The organism is Palleronia rufa, from assembly GCF_000743715.1.
Taxonomy (GTDB): domain Bacteria; phylum Pseudomonadota; class Alphaproteobacteria; order Rhodobacterales; family Rhodobacteraceae; genus Palleronia; species Palleronia rufa.
This window is the reverse complement of sequence record NZ_JQEY01000011.1, coordinates 40,271-55,473: the sequence shown is the minus strand read 5'-3', so window position 1 is coordinate 55,473 and position 15,203 is coordinate 40,271. Positions and strand designations below refer to the sequence as shown.

General features: G+C 64.0%; 13 protein-coding genes and 2 pseudogenes. 8 read left to right on the top strand and 7 right to left on the bottom strand.

What is annotated here, in order from left to right; all coding sequences use genetic code 11:
- Nucleotides 1-24 precede the first annotated feature (24 nt).
- Nucleotides 25-261: pseudogene (locus KW83_RS13705) on the bottom strand (IS3 family transposase); the annotation flags it as partial.
- A gap of 64 nt (nt 262-325) precedes the next feature.
- On the opposite strand from KW83_RS13705, the gene KW83_RS13700 reads away from it, so the two are divergent.
- On the top strand, nt 326-1,258 hold the full coding sequence (locus KW83_RS13700) for an IS5 family transposase (RefSeq protein ID WP_036179871.1): 933 nt from the start codon (nt 326-328) through the stop codon (nt 1,256-1,258).
- Here KW83_RS13700 and KW83_RS13695 read toward each other — a convergent pair.
- Together KW83_RS13695 and KW83_RS19300 are read right to left on the bottom strand one after the other, a co-directional pair.
- Nucleotides 1,239-2,324: a DEAD/DEAH box helicase family protein gene (locus KW83_RS13695; protein ID WP_036180056.1), complete on the bottom strand. Its 1,086-nt coding sequence runs from the start codon at nt 2,322-2,324 to the stop codon at nt 1,239-1,241. The genes KW83_RS13700 and KW83_RS13695 overlap by 20 nt on opposite strands.
- Before the next feature lie 3 nt (nt 2,325-2,327).
- Complete coding sequence (locus KW83_RS19300) at nt 2,328-2,861, bottom strand: hypothetical protein (RefSeq protein WP_051928516.1); 534 nt, start codon at nt 2,859-2,861, stop codon at nt 2,328-2,330.
- A gap of 569 nt (nt 2,862-3,430) precedes the next feature.
- Between KW83_RS19300 and KW83_RS13680 the strand changes: the two genes are divergently transcribed.
- Nucleotides 3,431-4,578 (top strand): IS3 family transposase gene (locus tag KW83_RS13680; protein WP_152563524.1). Its coding sequence is split into 2 segments (ribosomal slippage): nt 3,431-3,674 and nt 3,674-4,578, totalling 1,149 coding nucleotides; the frame shifts between segments, so codons are not numbered across the junction.
- A 427-nt stretch (nt 4,579-5,005) separates the two neighbouring features.
- Here KW83_RS13680 and KW83_RS13675 read toward each other — a convergent pair.
- Nucleotides 5,006-6,135, bottom strand: a protein-coding gene (locus tag KW83_RS13675; RefSeq protein WP_200879689.1) for an IS3 family transposase whose coding sequence is annotated in 2 segments (ribosomal slippage) — nt 5,006-5,862 and nt 5,862-6,135 — 1,131 coding nt in all. Because the reading frame shifts where the segments join, the coding sequence is not laid out codon by codon here.
- Nucleotides 6,136-6,345: 210 nt separating this feature from the next.
- On the opposite strand from KW83_RS13675, the gene KW83_RS13660 reads away from it, so the two are divergent.
- From KW83_RS13660 to KW83_RS19290, 3 genes and pseudogenes are all read left to right on the top strand, one after another.
- Nucleotides 6,346-7,475, top strand: a protein-coding gene (locus tag KW83_RS13660; protein ID WP_152563458.1) for an IS3 family transposase whose coding sequence is annotated in 2 segments (ribosomal slippage) — nt 6,346-6,589 and nt 6,589-7,475 — 1,131 coding nt in all. Because the reading frame shifts where the segments join, the coding sequence is not laid out codon by codon here.
- Nucleotides 7,476-7,521: 46 nt separating this feature from the next.
- Nucleotides 7,522-8,561 (top strand): annotated as a pseudogene (locus KW83_RS13650) (IS3 family transposase); the annotation flags it as partial.
- 311 nt (nt 8,562-8,872) lie between these two features.
- Nucleotides 8,873-10,798, top strand: coding sequence for a hypothetical protein (locus KW83_RS19290; RefSeq protein ID WP_051928515.1), 1,926 nt, complete (start codon nt 8,873-8,875; stop codon nt 10,796-10,798).
- Here KW83_RS19290 and KW83_RS13640 read toward each other — a convergent pair.
- Nucleotides 10,795-11,262: an IS66 family transposase gene (locus KW83_RS13640; protein ID WP_051928514.1), complete on the bottom strand. Its 468-nt coding sequence runs from the start codon at nt 11,260-11,262 to the stop codon at nt 10,795-10,797. The genes KW83_RS19290 and KW83_RS13640 overlap by 4 nt on opposite strands.
- Before the next feature lie 313 nt (nt 11,263-11,575).
- Between KW83_RS13640 and KW83_RS13635 the strand changes: the two genes are divergently transcribed.
- Genes KW83_RS13635 through KW83_RS13625 form a run of 3 tightly spaced genes read left to right on the top strand, consistent with a single transcriptional unit; the run spans nt 11,576 to nt 13,619 of the window.
- Nucleotides 11,576-12,046 carry a GNAT family N-acetyltransferase gene (locus tag KW83_RS13635; protein WP_051928513.1) on the top strand — a complete coding sequence of 157 codons (471 nt, stop codon included), beginning with the start codon at nt 11,576-11,578 and terminating at the stop codon, nt 12,044-12,046.
- Complete coding sequence (locus KW83_RS13630; protein WP_036179863.1) at nt 12,043-12,879, top strand: DMT family transporter; 837 nt, start codon at nt 12,043-12,045, stop codon at nt 12,877-12,879. The genes KW83_RS13635 and KW83_RS13630 overlap by 4 nt, the downstream gene beginning before the upstream one ends.
- A 47-nt stretch (nt 12,880-12,926) precedes the next feature.
- Entirely contained in the window at nt 12,927-13,619 is a 693-nt protein-coding gene (locus KW83_RS13625) for an alpha/beta fold hydrolase (RefSeq protein WP_036179861.1), read from the top strand.
- Nucleotides 13,620-13,623: 4 nt separating this feature from the next.
- On the opposite strand, the gene KW83_RS13620 is transcribed toward KW83_RS13625, so the two are convergent.
- Nucleotides 13,624-14,688, bottom strand: coding sequence for a 5-(carboxyamino)imidazole ribonucleotide synthase (locus tag KW83_RS13620; protein ID WP_036179858.1), 1,065 nt, complete (start codon nt 14,686-14,688; stop codon nt 13,624-13,626).
- On the bottom strand, nt 14,681-15,163 hold the full coding sequence (purE, locus tag KW83_RS13615; protein ID WP_036179855.1) for a 5-(carboxyamino)imidazole ribonucleotide mutase: 483 nt from the start codon (nt 15,161-15,163) through the stop codon (nt 14,681-14,683). Before purE ends, KW83_RS13620 begins: the two co-directional genes overlap by 8 nt.
- Nucleotides 15,164-15,203: the final 40 nt, after the last annotated feature.

The window sequence follows — 15,203 nt, the reverse complement described above, 5'->3', positions numbered from 1 at the left end:
TTTCGTGCCGCCCCAAGTGCTCGTTTAAGCCACTTTTCTTTCGAATGCGACGGGGCTTTTCCAGTCCAGTGCTGAGTGGCGGCGACGCGGATTGTAGAAGCCATTGATGTATTCAAAGATCGCCACTTCAGCTTGCCGCCGCGTTTCCCATGACCTGCGCCAGATCAGCTCGGCCTTGATCGTCTTGAAGAAGGTTTCGACAGCGGCGTTGTCATAGCAATTGCCCTTGCCGCTCATCGACACCTTGAAGCCATGCTGGCGGCTTTGTTGCGCAAAGACTGGGTGAGGGATTCATCTCGTGAATCCAGCGTGGTAGCTGTCCTGCATGAGCAGACCGATCCCGCCGAGCTACAAGACAAAGAACTGGCCGGCCTACAACGAAGCGCTGAAGCAGCGTGGTTCCCTGACGATCTGGTTCGATCCGGACATGGTCTGGGTGCCGCCGCCGACCGGCAAGCGAGGCCGGCAGCCGTTATATAGCGACGCCGCGATCCAGACATGCCTGACGATGAAAGTCCTTTTYGGCATGGCGCTCCGACAGACGACCGGGTTCATTGAAAGCCTCCTGCGCCTGGTCGGCCTCGACTGGGCGGTGCCCGACTTCAGCACACTGAGCCGGCGCCAGAAGACCTTGTCCGTGACTATTCCCTACCGCGGCTCAGATGGGCCGCTGAACCTGTTGATCGACAGCACCGGCATCAAGGCAGAGGGTGAAGGCGAGTGGAACGCCCGCAAGCATGGCGGCGCGAAACGCCGTCTATGGCGCAAGATCCACATCGGCGTCGAYGAACRSACGCTGGAGATCCGAGCCATCGAGATCACCGGAAGCAACGTCGGGGACGCGCCCATGCTGCCCGAGTTGCTCAACCAGATCCCCGCCGGCGTGGAGATCGGATCGATCAYCGCTGACGGAGCCTACGATACGCGCAAGTGCCATGACGCCGTCGCCGACCGCGGCGCCCATGCCGTCATACCGCCGCGCAAGAATGCCAAGCCGTGGAAGCCATCAACCCCAGCCGCCATTGCCCGGAACGAGGCTCTGCGCGCATCGAGATACCTCGGCCGCGCCATCTGGCGAAAATGGAGCGGATACCACCGCCGGAGCCGCGCCGAGACGAAGATGCATTGCGTGAAGCTACTGGGGCAGAGCCTCCTGGCGCGCGACTTCGATCGCCAGGTCGCCGAACTTCAGATCCGCGCCGCCGTGCTGAACGGCTACACCGCGCTCGGCATACCCATCACAGAGCCTGTGGGATAAGTGCGTCCGGGGAAAGGGGAAGTCCGGGATTTACGGTCTTTGCGCAACAAAGCCCATCCTCGGGCAAGTCCGGCCACTGCGTGAAGATGGTGTCGAGAGCCCGGCCGATGTCGTTGTGATCGGGCGCGTTCGGGACCTGCAGTACCATCAGTGGCAGCACGGTTCCGGCATCGTCCTGCTGCTGGCCATAGGCCTCCCAGGCGGAGGAAATCTCCTTCAGCTTGTCGGTGCCGCGGCGCACCAGCACGGTATCGAACTGCCCGGCTTCCTTGGGCACGTCGAGGATGATCGTATCCTTCAGAAGACCCGACGCCTGGACCTTGGCGGAATCCACCACTACGTTCGGCAGGGTCGCGCGGCCCGTCATGTCGGTCATGGCGGCGTTGAACCGCTCGACCGTGGCCGAGATGCCCCAGACGACCGGGATGCCGGGGACCGGTCCCGAGCCGTTGATCAGCCGCTTGACGATGGTGGTCTTCTCGCCCGCGCCGGTCGCGGCACGCATCCCGCGATGCGCCTCGTCGAGCACGAGGTAAAGCGTCAGTGCGGGGTCATCGATGGTGTTCTGGATCGTGTCCCAGATGGTGAAGGAGCGACTGTCGGGCATCAGCCGGATCTGGCCGTCCTTCTCGATCCCCTCGTCATCGGGATCGTGTCCGCGCACCAGGAGGCTCGACTTGCTCAGTTTCTGGGTGTTCAGGAAATAGACCTTCCCCGGTTCCAGCACCTCGCGCTGGAACGTGCTTTGCACCACCACAAGGTCCGAGATTGAAAGTCTATCCGACGCCTCGAGCAGGCGGAAGCGTGACTGCTCGTTCAAGGACGGATCGTCACTGAACCAAATCACCACTGCACCCGGGTCGGGCTCGATGTCGTAATTGTCGTCGCCGTGGAACAGCGCCTCGAACACGGCCGCCGCCATGACGGTCTTGCCCGCACCCGTGGTGGCCGTCAGCGAGAAGGCATGCTTGTCACCGTCCTCACGCCAGCGACGCGAGGCCTTCTTGAGGTTCACCAGAACCTCCCGAACGGCTTCTTCCTGATATTCCTTGAGTGTGAACTTCATGGCTCAGCGGCCCATCGAAAAGCGGAAATTGGAGAGGTACGACTCGTAGAGCCGCACCGGTTCGACGCTGTCGGGCAGCGCGCGCGCCACCGCCTGGAACCGGCGGTCGTCATCTGTCACGACGTAGGCGATGCGCAGGGTCGGCTGGGCGGCGGCCGCGTCGCAAAACGCGGCGGCGCGGTCGAGGTCGACGAGCAGACCGTAGGTGTCGGCCACGTCCCATCCGGCGGCGGGAAGTTCGTTGATGCGGCGCCCCTCCGATCCGGCGCGCATCCACAACAGCGGCGCGATGCGCTGGAATGCGAGGTTGTGGCTGACGGCGACAGGGGCTTCGTAGGTCAGCGTGAAGAACTCGGCATTTTCTTCGAAGCCATCGGCCATCGGGAATTCGTCCGTGAACTTGTACTCGCCCTTGATGTCCTCTCCCTCCGGTGTCTTGCCGTTGATCGCGGCGGCGATGCGCGGTTTGGTGATGTAGTCGCAGATGCCCAGCTTCTCCCAATCCGCATCGCCAGGGCGAAGCCCTTCCTTACGCAAAGCTGCATGTTCGTCGGCTGCAACCTCGTTGTTGGTGACGGAGATGCACTGTCGTCGCCCGCCATCCTGTCTATTGAGCCGCATGACTGCGTGGGCCGTGGTCCCGGAGCCGGCAAAAAATCTAGGATGGTGGCGTCCGGATTTTCTTTGACATAGAAGCGCAGGGCATCTTCCACAGCGAAAAGAGCCTTTGGGTAGGGGAACTTCCGCCCGGGCAGGAAGGACGAGATTAGGCGAGACCCGTACTGGGTCGCATCATGTCCTGGAATTCGCCATTGAGTGCCTGGAACAGCCATCGGTCGGCTATCGTCCGCCGAGCCAACGATCAAGGAACCATCCTTTGCCCTACCTGAAACTGGATATAGCCCATCGGTGATTTTCTTATATTCGCCGTCTGCAAGGTAATAGATCACTACTCTGCCCTTAGCGACGCTCAGCCGAATCCGCCCCTCGGCTAAACGCTTCTTGAACTCTGGTACTCCGGCCATCCAAACGCCCTCGCTGCCATTCTGAGGTGCCCCTAGATTTGTAGACGCTTTGCCCCCTAACTTTGAGGCGAGGAGGCCGAGATGGGGACAAGCAATTACAGCGACGAGTTCAAACAGGATGCGGTGCATCAGATCACGGTGCGCGGTTATCCGGTGCGGGAGGTATCGCAGCGTTTGGGCGTCAGCACGCATTCTCTTTACAAGTGGCTGAAGTTGTTCGCGGAACCGGTTTCAAAGCCCGGCGTGGATCATGAAGCCGAGAACCGGCGTCTGAAGCGAGAGCTGGCTCGCGTGACCGAGGAGCGCGACATTCTAAAGAAGGCAACGGCGTACTTCGCGCGCGCGTCCCAATGAAGTACGCGTTCATCCGGGCGCATCGCGAAGAGTTCGGCGTTCGGGCCATGTGCCGAGTGCTGCGGGTGCATTTCAGCGGGTTCTATGCATGGCTTAAGGAACCGTTAAGCTACCGCGCACAGGAGGATGCACGTCAGACGAAACTGATCCGACAGGCTTGGGCCGGCAGCGGCAAGGTCTATGGCTATCGCAAGCTGACGGACGATCTGCGCGACCAGGGCGAGCGGGTCTCGGAGAACCGTGTTGCCCGGCTGGCGTCGCTGGCCGGGATCGCTGCGCAGGTCGGCTATCGGCGCCGCCCCGGCCGATATGGTGGCAAGCCTGCGGTGGTGGCCGAGAACAGGCTGGAGCAGTGCTTCGAGGCGTCCCGGCCCGATCAGGTCTGGGTGACCGACATCACCTATCTGCGGACCCATGAAGGCTGGTTGTATCTCTGTGTCGTCATCGACCTGTTCTCCCGTCGCGTCGTCGGTTGGTCCGCACAATCCCGCATGACGACGGATCTGGCGCTCCAAGCTCTTCTGATGGCCATCTGGCGACGAAAGCCGACTGACCGGGTCATGGTACATTCAGACCAGGGCTCCCAGTACACCAGCCGCGAATGGCAGACCTTCCTGCGCCAGCACGGCCTCGAACCCAGCATGAGCCGGCGCGGCAATTGCCATGACAACGCGGTCGCCGAAAGCTTCTTTCAGTTGCTGAAACGGGAGCGGGTCAGACGTCGCACCTATCCGACCAGAGAAGCGGCAAGGCAGGACGTGTTCGAATACATCGAGCTCTTCTACAACCCGAAGCGCAAGCACACGAACAACGGCATGCTGTCGCCCGTTGACTTCGAAATCAGACAGCAGAAACTGAAAGAGGCAGGTGTCTAGGAAACTAGGGGCACCTCACATCGACTTGCGTCTTTCGCGAAGAAGGCGTCGCCATTGTCTCTCGACCCAATGGCGCGACAAGGGCGGCTTTTTTGGGATGTCGCGCTCCTGCTTCAGAACTGCGGTCTCACGGTGCAACCGTTTCAGCTCGGCATCCAGATCGACCGGAGCCTCAAGTGACCTGCCACTGAACTTTCATCGATGCGGAACCGGAGTCCGGTTGGTTGATACGCCGGTTGGCGCGATGTGAGCAACCGGTAGCGGCGCGGGGCTTTCATCTCGCGCAGCGCTGGTGTCGGGTGCGGTGGAGAGGCGCTCGGCAAACGCGTTGGGCGTTCGGTATCCGGGGGCCGAATGAGGCCGTTTGAAGTGGTCCCAGTTTTCCGGACAGTGCAGCGGCTGAGCTAAGGTGTATCCTGGTTCGGTTTCATGCCGCCATTTTTTGATCTCGACCTTTCCAATATGCCTCCCTTGGCGTTCGCCGTTCAAGGGCGGTATGCGGGCGTTTATCATTGTAGAACCCGATCCAGTCGCGGATCATACGGCGGGCGTGGAAGCCGTCGGTGATCTCGGTCAGGTAGATCGCTTCCTGCTTCAACGATCGCCAGAGCCGTTCGATGAAGATGTTGTCCATACAGCGTCCTCGACCGTCCATGGAGATGCGGACCCCGGCCTCGGTCAGGGTCGTGATCCAGGCCGATCCGGTGAACTGGCTGCCCTGGTCGGTGTTCATGATCTCGGGGGTGCCGAACCGCGCGATGGCGTCTTCCAACGCTTCGACACAGAAGTCGGCGTGCATCGTGTTCGACAGTCGCCAGCTCAGCACCTTACGCGTTGCCCAGTCCATGATCGCCACGAGGTAGGGGAAGCCGCGCTTCACAGGAATGAACGTGATGTCGGCACACCAGACCTGGTTGGGTCGGTCGATCTGCATCTTCCTCAGCAGATAGGGATGAACCGGGTGCCGTGGATGCGGCTGGCTTGTCTTGGGCCGTTTGTAAATCGCCTCCAACCCCATCTTGGCCATCAGCCGCCGAACCCGGTGGCGCCCCGCTACGATACCATCCCGGCGCAGATATGCCGCGATCTGACGCGATCCGAAGAACGGGTACTTGGTAAACACACGGTCGATGGCTTTCATCAGCGCCAGCGTCTTCGCATCGATCCCGACCGGCATGTAGTAGAACGCTGACCTGCTCAGCTTCACCAACCGGCATTGCTGACTGACGCCCAGTTCCGGATGGTCGCCGCGGATCATCGCTTTCTTCTTCGCAGGGCTCATCGCTTGAGCCCGGCGGACAAAAAATCGTTCTCGACCGCCAGCCTCCCGATCTTGGCGTGAAGCTCCTTCACTTCCGCCTCGCTCGGGCCTTCGGGCCTACTGCCACGGGCAAACACGTCGGCCATGCCGTCGACAGCCTGACGCTTCCAAGCGCTTACCTGGTTCGGATGAACCTGATGCCGCGCAGCAATCTCCTGGATCGTCTTGTCGCCTCGCAGCGCCTCGAGCGCGACCTTTGCCTTGAACTGATCCGTGAACTTCCGGCGTTTCGCCATTTCGTATCCCTCCAAAGGTTCGGGATACACCTTAGCTACCTGTCCGATTTCCTGGGACCACTTCAGTTCTTCGTTGTAATCTGTCGCCCAGGCTCTAACCATGTCGCGGGCGTGGAGCATTCTTCGGAACATGGTCTCGTTCGATAGTGGACCTGTCGCGGTTTGATGCCGCTCCTTTGATAGCATTTACTGCAACAAAGGAGACGAACTATGGGATTGAAACGGACGGACGAATTCCGCCAGGATGCGGTGCGTATTGCGCTGACCAGCGGGCTGACGCGCAAGCAGGTGGCTGATGATCTGGGCGTTGGAATGTCGACGCTGAACAAATGGATCACAGCGCATCGAGACACGAACGTGGTTTCACAAGAGGATTTGGACCTCGCCAAAGAGAATGAGCGGCTTCGACGTGAGATCCGGCTTCTCAGGGAGGAGAGGGAAATCCTAAAAAAGGCCACCCAGTTCTTCGCGGGCCTAAAGCAATGAGATTTAGGTTTGTCGAGGAACACAGGAACCATTTCCCAGCCAACCGTTTATGCAGTGTCGTTGGCGTCAGCACACGTGGCTTGCGGGCCTTCCGTAGCCGCCCTGCCAGTCGCAGACAACGATCTGATATGGTCACGCTTGCACACATCAAAGAACAGTCCCGCCTGAGCCTTGGTAGCTACGGCAGGCCGCGAATGACCGAAGAGTTGAAGGAGATCGGCCTGGACGTCGGTCATCGCCGTGTGGGCCGTTTGATGCGCCAGAACGGCATATCTGTCGTCAGAACCCGCAAACACAAGGTGACGACCGATAGCGATCACAAGTTCAATATCGCGCCGAACCTGCTGGATCGAGACTTCAACACTGATGCGCCCAACCAGAAGTGGGCCGGTGACATTAGCTATGTCTGGACCCGCGAAGGCTGGTTGTATCTGGCCGTAATCCTCGATCTGCATTCACGGCGTGTGATCGGCTGGGCCGTGAGCAACCGGATGAAACGCGACTTGGCGATCCGGGCGTTGAACATGGCCATAGCTTTTCGGGCGCCGCCCAAAGGCTGCATCCATCATACGGATCGCGGGTCGCAATATTGTTCACACGACTATCAGAAGCTTTTGCGCCAGCATGGCTTCAAGGTGTCGATGAGCGGCAAGGGCAATTGCTATGACAACGCCGCTGTCGAAACCTTCTTCAAGACGATCAAGGCCGAGCTGATCTGGCGCAGGTCATGGGAAACGCGGCGGCAAGCTGAAGTGGCGATCTTTGAATACATCAATGGCTTCTACAATCCGCGTCGCCGCCACTCAGCACTGGGCTGGAAAAGCCCCGTCGCATTCGAAAGAAAAGTGGCTTAAACGAGCACTTGGGGCGGCACGAAATCGCGACAGGTCCAGGCCGACGGCGGAGCTCTGCCGGAAGCACGGCGCGAGCGAGTCCACGTTCTACAAGTGGCGCTCGAAGTATGGCGGCATGGAAGTGTCGGACGCGAAGCGGCTCAGGGCGCTCGAAGAGGAGAACGCCAAGCTGAAGAAGCTCCTGGCGGAATCGATGCTCGACGTCTCGGCGCTGCGTGAGATGCTCGGAAAAAACTTCTGAGGCCCAGTTCGAGGAGATCTGCCGTGAGCTGGGCCATCACCGAGAAAGGCTATTCCCAGAGGCGGGCCTGTGCGCTCGTCGGGATCGATCCGCGTGTCTACCGGTATCGTTCGACCCGGGGCGACGATGGGGCTTTGCGACGACGCCTTCGCGAGCTGTCGTCCGATCGGCGTCGGTTCGGATACCGGCGCCTGTACATCCTGCTCAGCCGCGAGGGCTGGGAGGTGAACTGGAAGAAGCTCTACCGCATCTACCGCGAAGAACGGCTCACCGTGCGCAAGCGCGGCGGCCGGAAGCGGGCGCTCGGGACGCGGGCACCGATGGCGATCCCGCAGGGGCCGAACCAGCGCTGGAGCCTCGACTTCTTGTCGGACGCACTGTCCTGCGGACGGCGATTCCGCGTGCTGTGCGTGATCGATGACTTCAGCCGGGAATGCCTGGCCACCGTCGTCGACACCTCGATCTCCGGGCAGCGGGTCTCACGGGAACTGGACCGGATCGCCGAGATCCGCGGCTATCCCTGCATGATGGTCAGCGACAACGGCACCGAGCTGACCTCCAACGCCATCCTCAAATGGCAGGAGGAGCGCCGCGTCGACTGGCACTACATCGCGCCAGGAAAGCCGATGCAGAACGGCCTCGTGGAGAGCTTCAACGGACGGCTCCGCGACGAGTGCCTGAACGAGCACCTCTTCGCCAGCCTGCGCCAAGCCCGCCAATTGATTGCGGCATCGCGCGACGACTACAACTACCACCGCCCGCACACGAGCCTAGACGGGCTCACCCCGCGGGAATACTTCAACCGGTCAGAGAACGACCAAACCTGGAACACACTTAACTTCTGAACGAGGACAGATTGGGGAGCAGGTCACTGCAACCCTGCGTTCGAAGCCGGCGCCGATACCATGGTTGCAACCGCCGGCGGCATCGGGACCGCTCTGCATTTGTGACAAACCGGCGTTCGGGATCTGTCGACAGACGCAGCATGGGCGGACATCGGCTGTCACAGTGCGGATCGCTGCCGATTCAGCCATGTCCGGACTTTGGAAACTGGTCCCTTGAGAAATGACACATCACAGTCGTCCTTAACCGAAGTTTAAGCACTCGCGATTAGCGCTTCGGACCAGGGTTCAACTAGAAGGCGAGTAACCGGCGCATGTGGCAAGAGACGAAAGAGACGTTCGACGGAGAGCGGTTCGACCTGAAAATCTACTCTCCGGACAAGAACGCGACGGACATTCTGTTCGTCCATCATGGGGCGAGCCGGGTTCTCTACAAATCGGGTAGCGAGAAGATCGCCGAACGGGAGGGCTATACGGTCATCACCCCCGTTTACGATAAGTCGAGATACGACAACGACGCCTACCAGCGCGGCGGCATCGAAGACGATAGCAACAGAATCCTTCCCGAAGGTGAATGGACGACGCGGCTGGAGGAGCCGATGATCGACTGGGCGCGCGAAAAGGTCGGGGGCGGCGGCGATGTCTATCTCTTCGGCCATTCGGGCGGCGCCCAGTTCCTGAACCGCGTCGCCGCCTACGAACGCCCCGACGATGTCGCCCGGATCGTGATCGCCAACCCGTCCAGTTGGGTTCTGCCGTCGCTGGAAGAGGATGCCCCCTATGGATTCGACGGTCTGGGCACCGATGCGGAGGAACGCCAGGCGCTCAAGGAGTACCTTGCGCTTCCGATGACGATCTATCTCGGCAGCGAAGACGACGACCCCAACGACCCCAATATGTCGACGGGATCCGCGGCGATGCGCCAGGGCGCAACGCGGCTGGAGCGGGGTATCAACACGTTCGAGATGGGCCAGGAGGTGGCGGAGCGCTACGACTGGGAGTTCAACTGGGACCTGGTGATCGCCGATGGCGTCGGCCACAGCGGCTCGGCCATGCTGCGGGCGGCAGAGATGTCGGACGCGCTCAATCCGGTGTCCGTCGCCGCTTCCTTCGTTTCGAACGGCACGCCCTACGACATCACCCTGGTCGGCGCGCGTGTGGACGAGGACGCTAGCGACGGCACGGTGGTGGGGCAGCTGTCCGCGAAGGATCCCGACGGAGACGCCCTCACCTTCAGCGTCGCGGGCGATCCGCGGTTCTCGGTCAACGGATCGGATCAACTTGTAGTTGCAAACGGGGCCGACCTTGAGGGCAACGGAGACCAGACGGTTCGACTGACCCTGAGCGCCAGCGACGGTCGCGGCGGAGTGGTCAAAACCAGTGCCGATGTCACGATCGAGGATACCGGCGCCCCGGTTGCCGACCAGATCGGCGAGGCGGGCACGGTGACGTTCGCGCAGAGCGACAGCGGACAGTGGCACAGCGTCACGTTCGAGCGCGCGCTGGACAATCCGTCGGTGGTGATGGGCGGTCTGACCCTGAACGGCGGACAGCCCGGGACGATGCGCGTCCGGAACGTCACCGATACGGGGTTCGAGTTCCAGCTGGACGAATGGGACTACCTGGACGGTTGGCACATTACCGAAACGGTCAGCTGGATCGCGGTCGAGCAGGGCAGCCATGTGCTGTCGAACGGGATGGAGATCCAGGCGGGATCCGCGGATGCGTCCGGCCGGGAGTCCCGGGTCCAGTTCGACGACGGGTTCGGCGCGGCGCCCGTCGTGCTGGGGCAGGTCACCTCCACCAACGGCCGCAACGCGGTGACCGAGCGGCTCGACGCCGTGGATGCCGCCGGCTTCTCGATCCGGCTGGACCGCGAAGAGGTGTCCGGCAGGGGGACCCATGGCAATGAGGCGATCGACTGGATCGCCTTCGACAGGGGCGGTTCGCCAGCCGGCATCCTTGCCGGCCGGACCGGTGACGTGGTCACGGACAAGCCGCACAGGATCGCGTTCGACAAGGGGTTCTCATCCGACCGCTTCGTCTTCGTCGCGGACATGCAGACCAGGGACGGCGGCGACACGGCGGATTTGCGGCTCCTTGCCTCCGATGCGGGCGGGGCCACCATCCTCATCGACGAGGAAACGTCGCGCGACTGGGAAACCCGGCACACGTCGGAGGACGTGGGTTTCGTGGGGATCGAAACCGGTCTGATCTATGCGGATATGGCCTTTGTCTAGCCGCACCACCCGTGAGAGACGCCGTTGTTCAGGCGTCTCGCCGGGGTCCAGGCGAATGAAGGTGGGGTAGTATCTGCCGCCCGCGCGACGTCCGGACGGGCGTGTCGTAGGCCGTGGATGGCCGCGCCGTCGAGGGCGTGGCGGCCGATCGCTTCGGCCAGCGGTGCCAGCAGGGCCGCGCTCTCGCCGACCGACTCGGGCAGCGTCGAGCGACCCGGGTCGATGCCGTCGCGCCCGAAGACCTGGCTCTGCCGGTACAGCGGAGGATGATCGCCGCATGTGCTGATGAGCCTATGTGCGGCCAGGCCGGACCCCGGCCGGCCGCGCTCGACGGGTCTCGACGGCAGCGGCGACTGCGTGAAAGCCTCGCAGCCCCGACAGACGAAGCGCGGCCGCACGATACGGTCCGCGACGAACCGCCCGGAACCGTCGTACTCCAGCGCGTCGGTGACATCTTCGCCCACGTACCGCCGCGCACCACCGCACGGGGCGCAGGCCTCCCGGACAGGGCTCAACCTGGCCTCGGTGCACGGCATATGGTCGGGGAGCGGCCGGCGCTTCGGCTTGTCCTTCGCCGTCTCCTCGGTGTCGGCTCGCCCAGGGTGGCTGAGGCCGATGTTTTCGCCGGAGGATTGCCGAAAGCGTCATGGTTGATCCCCGGACGGCGGCCGTTCCCCGAAACGGTTTGCAAAGGAATGCAAGGACGGGAACTGCCCCTTGGTCGGGACTGTCCGCCGCTCCGGTATCGGGTAGGTAGGGGGCGGCGAAGGGGGTTCCATGTCCGGCATCAGCATCGAGTCGTATCGCGACCACGACGCCGCCGCGACCGAGGCGTTGTTGCGCGCGGCCTTCGCGGGGCAAGCAGAAGCCGACCTGGTCTTTGCCCTGCGTCGTGGAGGCGCGATGGCGGCAGAGCGCGTGGCGGTCATGGGCGGGCGCAGTGTCGGATACCTGGCCCTGTCTCGGATGCGCGGGCCGAAGGGGTGGCTGTGCCTGGCCCCGGTGGCCGTGCAGCCCGAGTGGCAGGGCCGGGGGACCGGTCTGTCGCTATTGCGGGACGCAGCGCAGGTTGCGGGGGGGGCGACGGTCGTGGTTTTGGGAGAGCCTGCGTTCTATACAAGGGCCGGGTTTTCAAGCGCGCGCGCGGAGCGGTTGGCAAGCCCCTATCCGCTGAGCCACACGCTGATCCTGCGCCCCGGTACCGACCGGCCGCGGGAAACGCTCGTTTACCCGGAGGCATTCGGATGAGACTGGCGGCGATCACCGCGCTGGTGATGGTGGCTTTCGCCGCCAACTCGGTTCTGAACCGCGCGGCGGTGGGGGCGGGGCATATCGGGTCGATGGATTTCGCGCTGATCCGTCTGGTGGCGGGCGCGCTCGTCCTTGCGGTGATGGCAAGCCTGCGGGGCGGGCGGCGCTGGCTGGGGGCGTTCCGGGCCGTGAATATCGCAGCCCTCGCGGTCTATATGCTGGGCTTTTCGCTGGCCTATGTCACCGTTCCGGCGGGGGCTGGCGCGCTGATCCTTTTCGCCGCGGTGCAGGTCACCATGTTCGGCGGCGCCGTTGCGGGGGCGGAGGTGATCCCCGCCCGGCGCTGGGCCGGTGCGCTTCTGGCGCTCGCCGGGCTCTTCTGGATGCTCGCACCCGGCGCCGGCAGCGCAACGGTCGGCGCAGGGTCCCTCATGGCATTGGCCGGGGTTGGCTGGGGGATCTATTCGCTCCGCGGACGGGCCGGCGGCAGACCTCTCGACACCACGGCGGCCAGCTTTCTGGGTGCGGTCCCGCTTGCCCTTGTCGCCTGGCTCATCGTGGGCAGCGGCGGCGCGACCGGGACGGGGGTGGTGCTGGCGGTGATTTCGGGCGGGGCGACCTCGGGACTGGGCTACGCGCTATGGTATGCGGTGGTGCCGGAACTGGGCGCCACGCGGGCGGCGCTCTGGCAACTGACCGTCCCGGTGATCGCCGTGCTGGGAGGCGTCGCGCTTCTGGGAGAGGCATTGACCCTGCGGCTGGTCCTCTCTTGCGCTCTGGTCGTGGGGGGCGTGGCGATCGGACTCTCCGCCCCGCGCCGGACGTCGTGAACGCCCGGCTCTCGCGTCCTGCGGGCCGCGGCGCTAGAGGACGGGCCATGAAGCTCATCCTCCTACTGGTCCTTCTTGCCGCACCGGCCCGGGTCGCGGCCGATTGCGTGGTGCTGTTGCACGGGCTGGCGCGGTCCGCGGCCTCCATGGAGCCGATGGCCGCCTATCTCCAGCGGGCGGGTTTCGCCACGGCGAACGTCAGCTATGCCTCCACGCAGGACCGGATCGGTCCCCTGGTCGAGCGTGTGCTGCCGAAGGCGGTCGCGGCCTGCGGCGACCAGAGGGTGAATTTCGTTACCCACTCCATGGGCGGAATCCTCGTGCGCGCATGGTTGCAGGACAATCGCCCGCCGAAGATGGGCCGGGTGGTGATGCTGGCGCCGCCGAACCACGGCTCCGAACTGGTGGATGCATTCGGAGACCTGGCGCCGTTCGAGTGGCTGAACGGCCCGGCCGGCCTGCAACTGGGCACGGAGCCGGACAGCCTGCCGAACCGGCTGGGGCTGCCGCGGTTCGACCTAGGGGTGATCGCCGGAGACCGGTCCCTGAACCCGGTCTATTCGGCGATTATCGACGGACCGGACGACGGCAAGGTGTCGGTCGCCTCGGCCCGAATCGAGGGGATGAGCGATTTCATCGTCCTGCCCGTGAGCCACACGTTCATGATGCTGCGCCCGTCTGTGATGGCGCAGGTCGTGGCGTTCCTGAAGACCGGGCGGTTCGACCGGAGCGGGCAGTGAAGTCTCAGATCAGGCGGTTGACATGGCCCATCTTGCGGCCGGGACGGGTTTCCGCCTTGCCGTAGAGATGAAGCGCCGCGCCGGGCTCTGCACGCAGGTCGGCCAGACGGTCCATGTCGGCACCGATCAGATTTTCCATTTCCACATCGGCATGGCGCCGGCCGTCGCCCAGCGGCCAGCCGGCGACGGCGCGGATGTGCTGCTCGAACTGGTCGATGGTGCAGCCGGTCTGGGTCCAGTGACCCGAATTGTGGACGCGGGGGGCGATCTCGTTCACCACAAGGCCCCCGCCGGTCACGAAAAGCTCCACCCCCAGGACGCCCACGTAGTCGAGCGCCGTGAGGATGCGCGAGGCGATGAGCACCGCGTCCTGCGCCAGCGACGCGGGGATCGCGGCAGGCACCGTGGTGGTGCGCAGGATACCGCCCGTGTGGACATTTTCGCCCGGATCGAAACACGCCACCCGACCGTCGATCCCGCGGGCGCCGATGACCGAGATTTCGCGGCTGAAGCTGACCAGCCCTTCCAGGATCGCGGGCGCGCCGGCCATCGCGTCGAGCGCGCGCGGCGCCTCTGCGGGTCCGGAAAGCCGCGCCTGGCCCTTGCCGTCGTAGCCCAGGCGGCGGGTCTTGAGGATTGCCGGACAGCCGATCCGGTCGATCGCGGCGGCGAGTGAGGCCGCGTCGTCCACCGCGGCGTAGGGAGCCACTGTCAGGCCCAGGCCGCGCAGCCAGTCCTTTTCCGTCAGGCGGTCCTGGCTGATCCGCAGCGCCTCGCGCCCCGGGCGGATCGGAACGCGCTGCTCCACCAGATCGAGCGCGTCGGTGGGGACGTTTTCGAACTCGAAGGTGACGACGTCGCATCCGTCCGCAAAGGCAATCAGGGCCGCACGGTCGCCGTATTCCGCCACGGTCACGGCGCGGGCGGTGTCGGCGGCGGGAGGGGCGGCGCCGGGCTCGAAGACATGGACATGAAAGCCGAGGCGCGCGGCCGCGACGGAGAGCATCCGTCCCAGTTGTCCGCCGCCCAGGATGCCGATGGTCGCGCCGGGGGCGAGCGGGTCAGTCATCGGACGGCACGTCCGGGATCGCGGCCGAAAGGTCGGCGCGCCAGCGCTCCAGCCGCGTCGCCAGCCCGGGGTCCGAAAGGGCCAGGATCTGCGCCGCCATCAGCCCCGCGTTCGCCGCGCCCGCCGCGCCGATGGCCATGGTGGCGACCGGAAAGCCGCGGGGCATCTGCACGATGGAATAGAGGCTGTCGACGCCCCGCAGCGCCCGGGTCTCGACCGGGACGCCGATCACCGGCAGCCGTGTCTTGGACGCCATCATGCCGGGCAGATGGGCCGCGCCGCCGGCCCCGGCGATGATCGCCCTGAGCCCCCGCGCCACCGCCGTGCTGCCGTAGTCCCAGAGCCTGTCGGGCGTGCGATGGGCGGAAACGATGCGTGATTCATACGCGATTTCAAGCGCATCCAGTATCTCCGCCGCTTCGCGCAGGGTCGGCCAGTCCGACTGGCTGCCCATGATGATGCCCACATCTGCCATTCGCGGCGCCTCCGATGGAGTGTTGGCGCGGACCATAGGG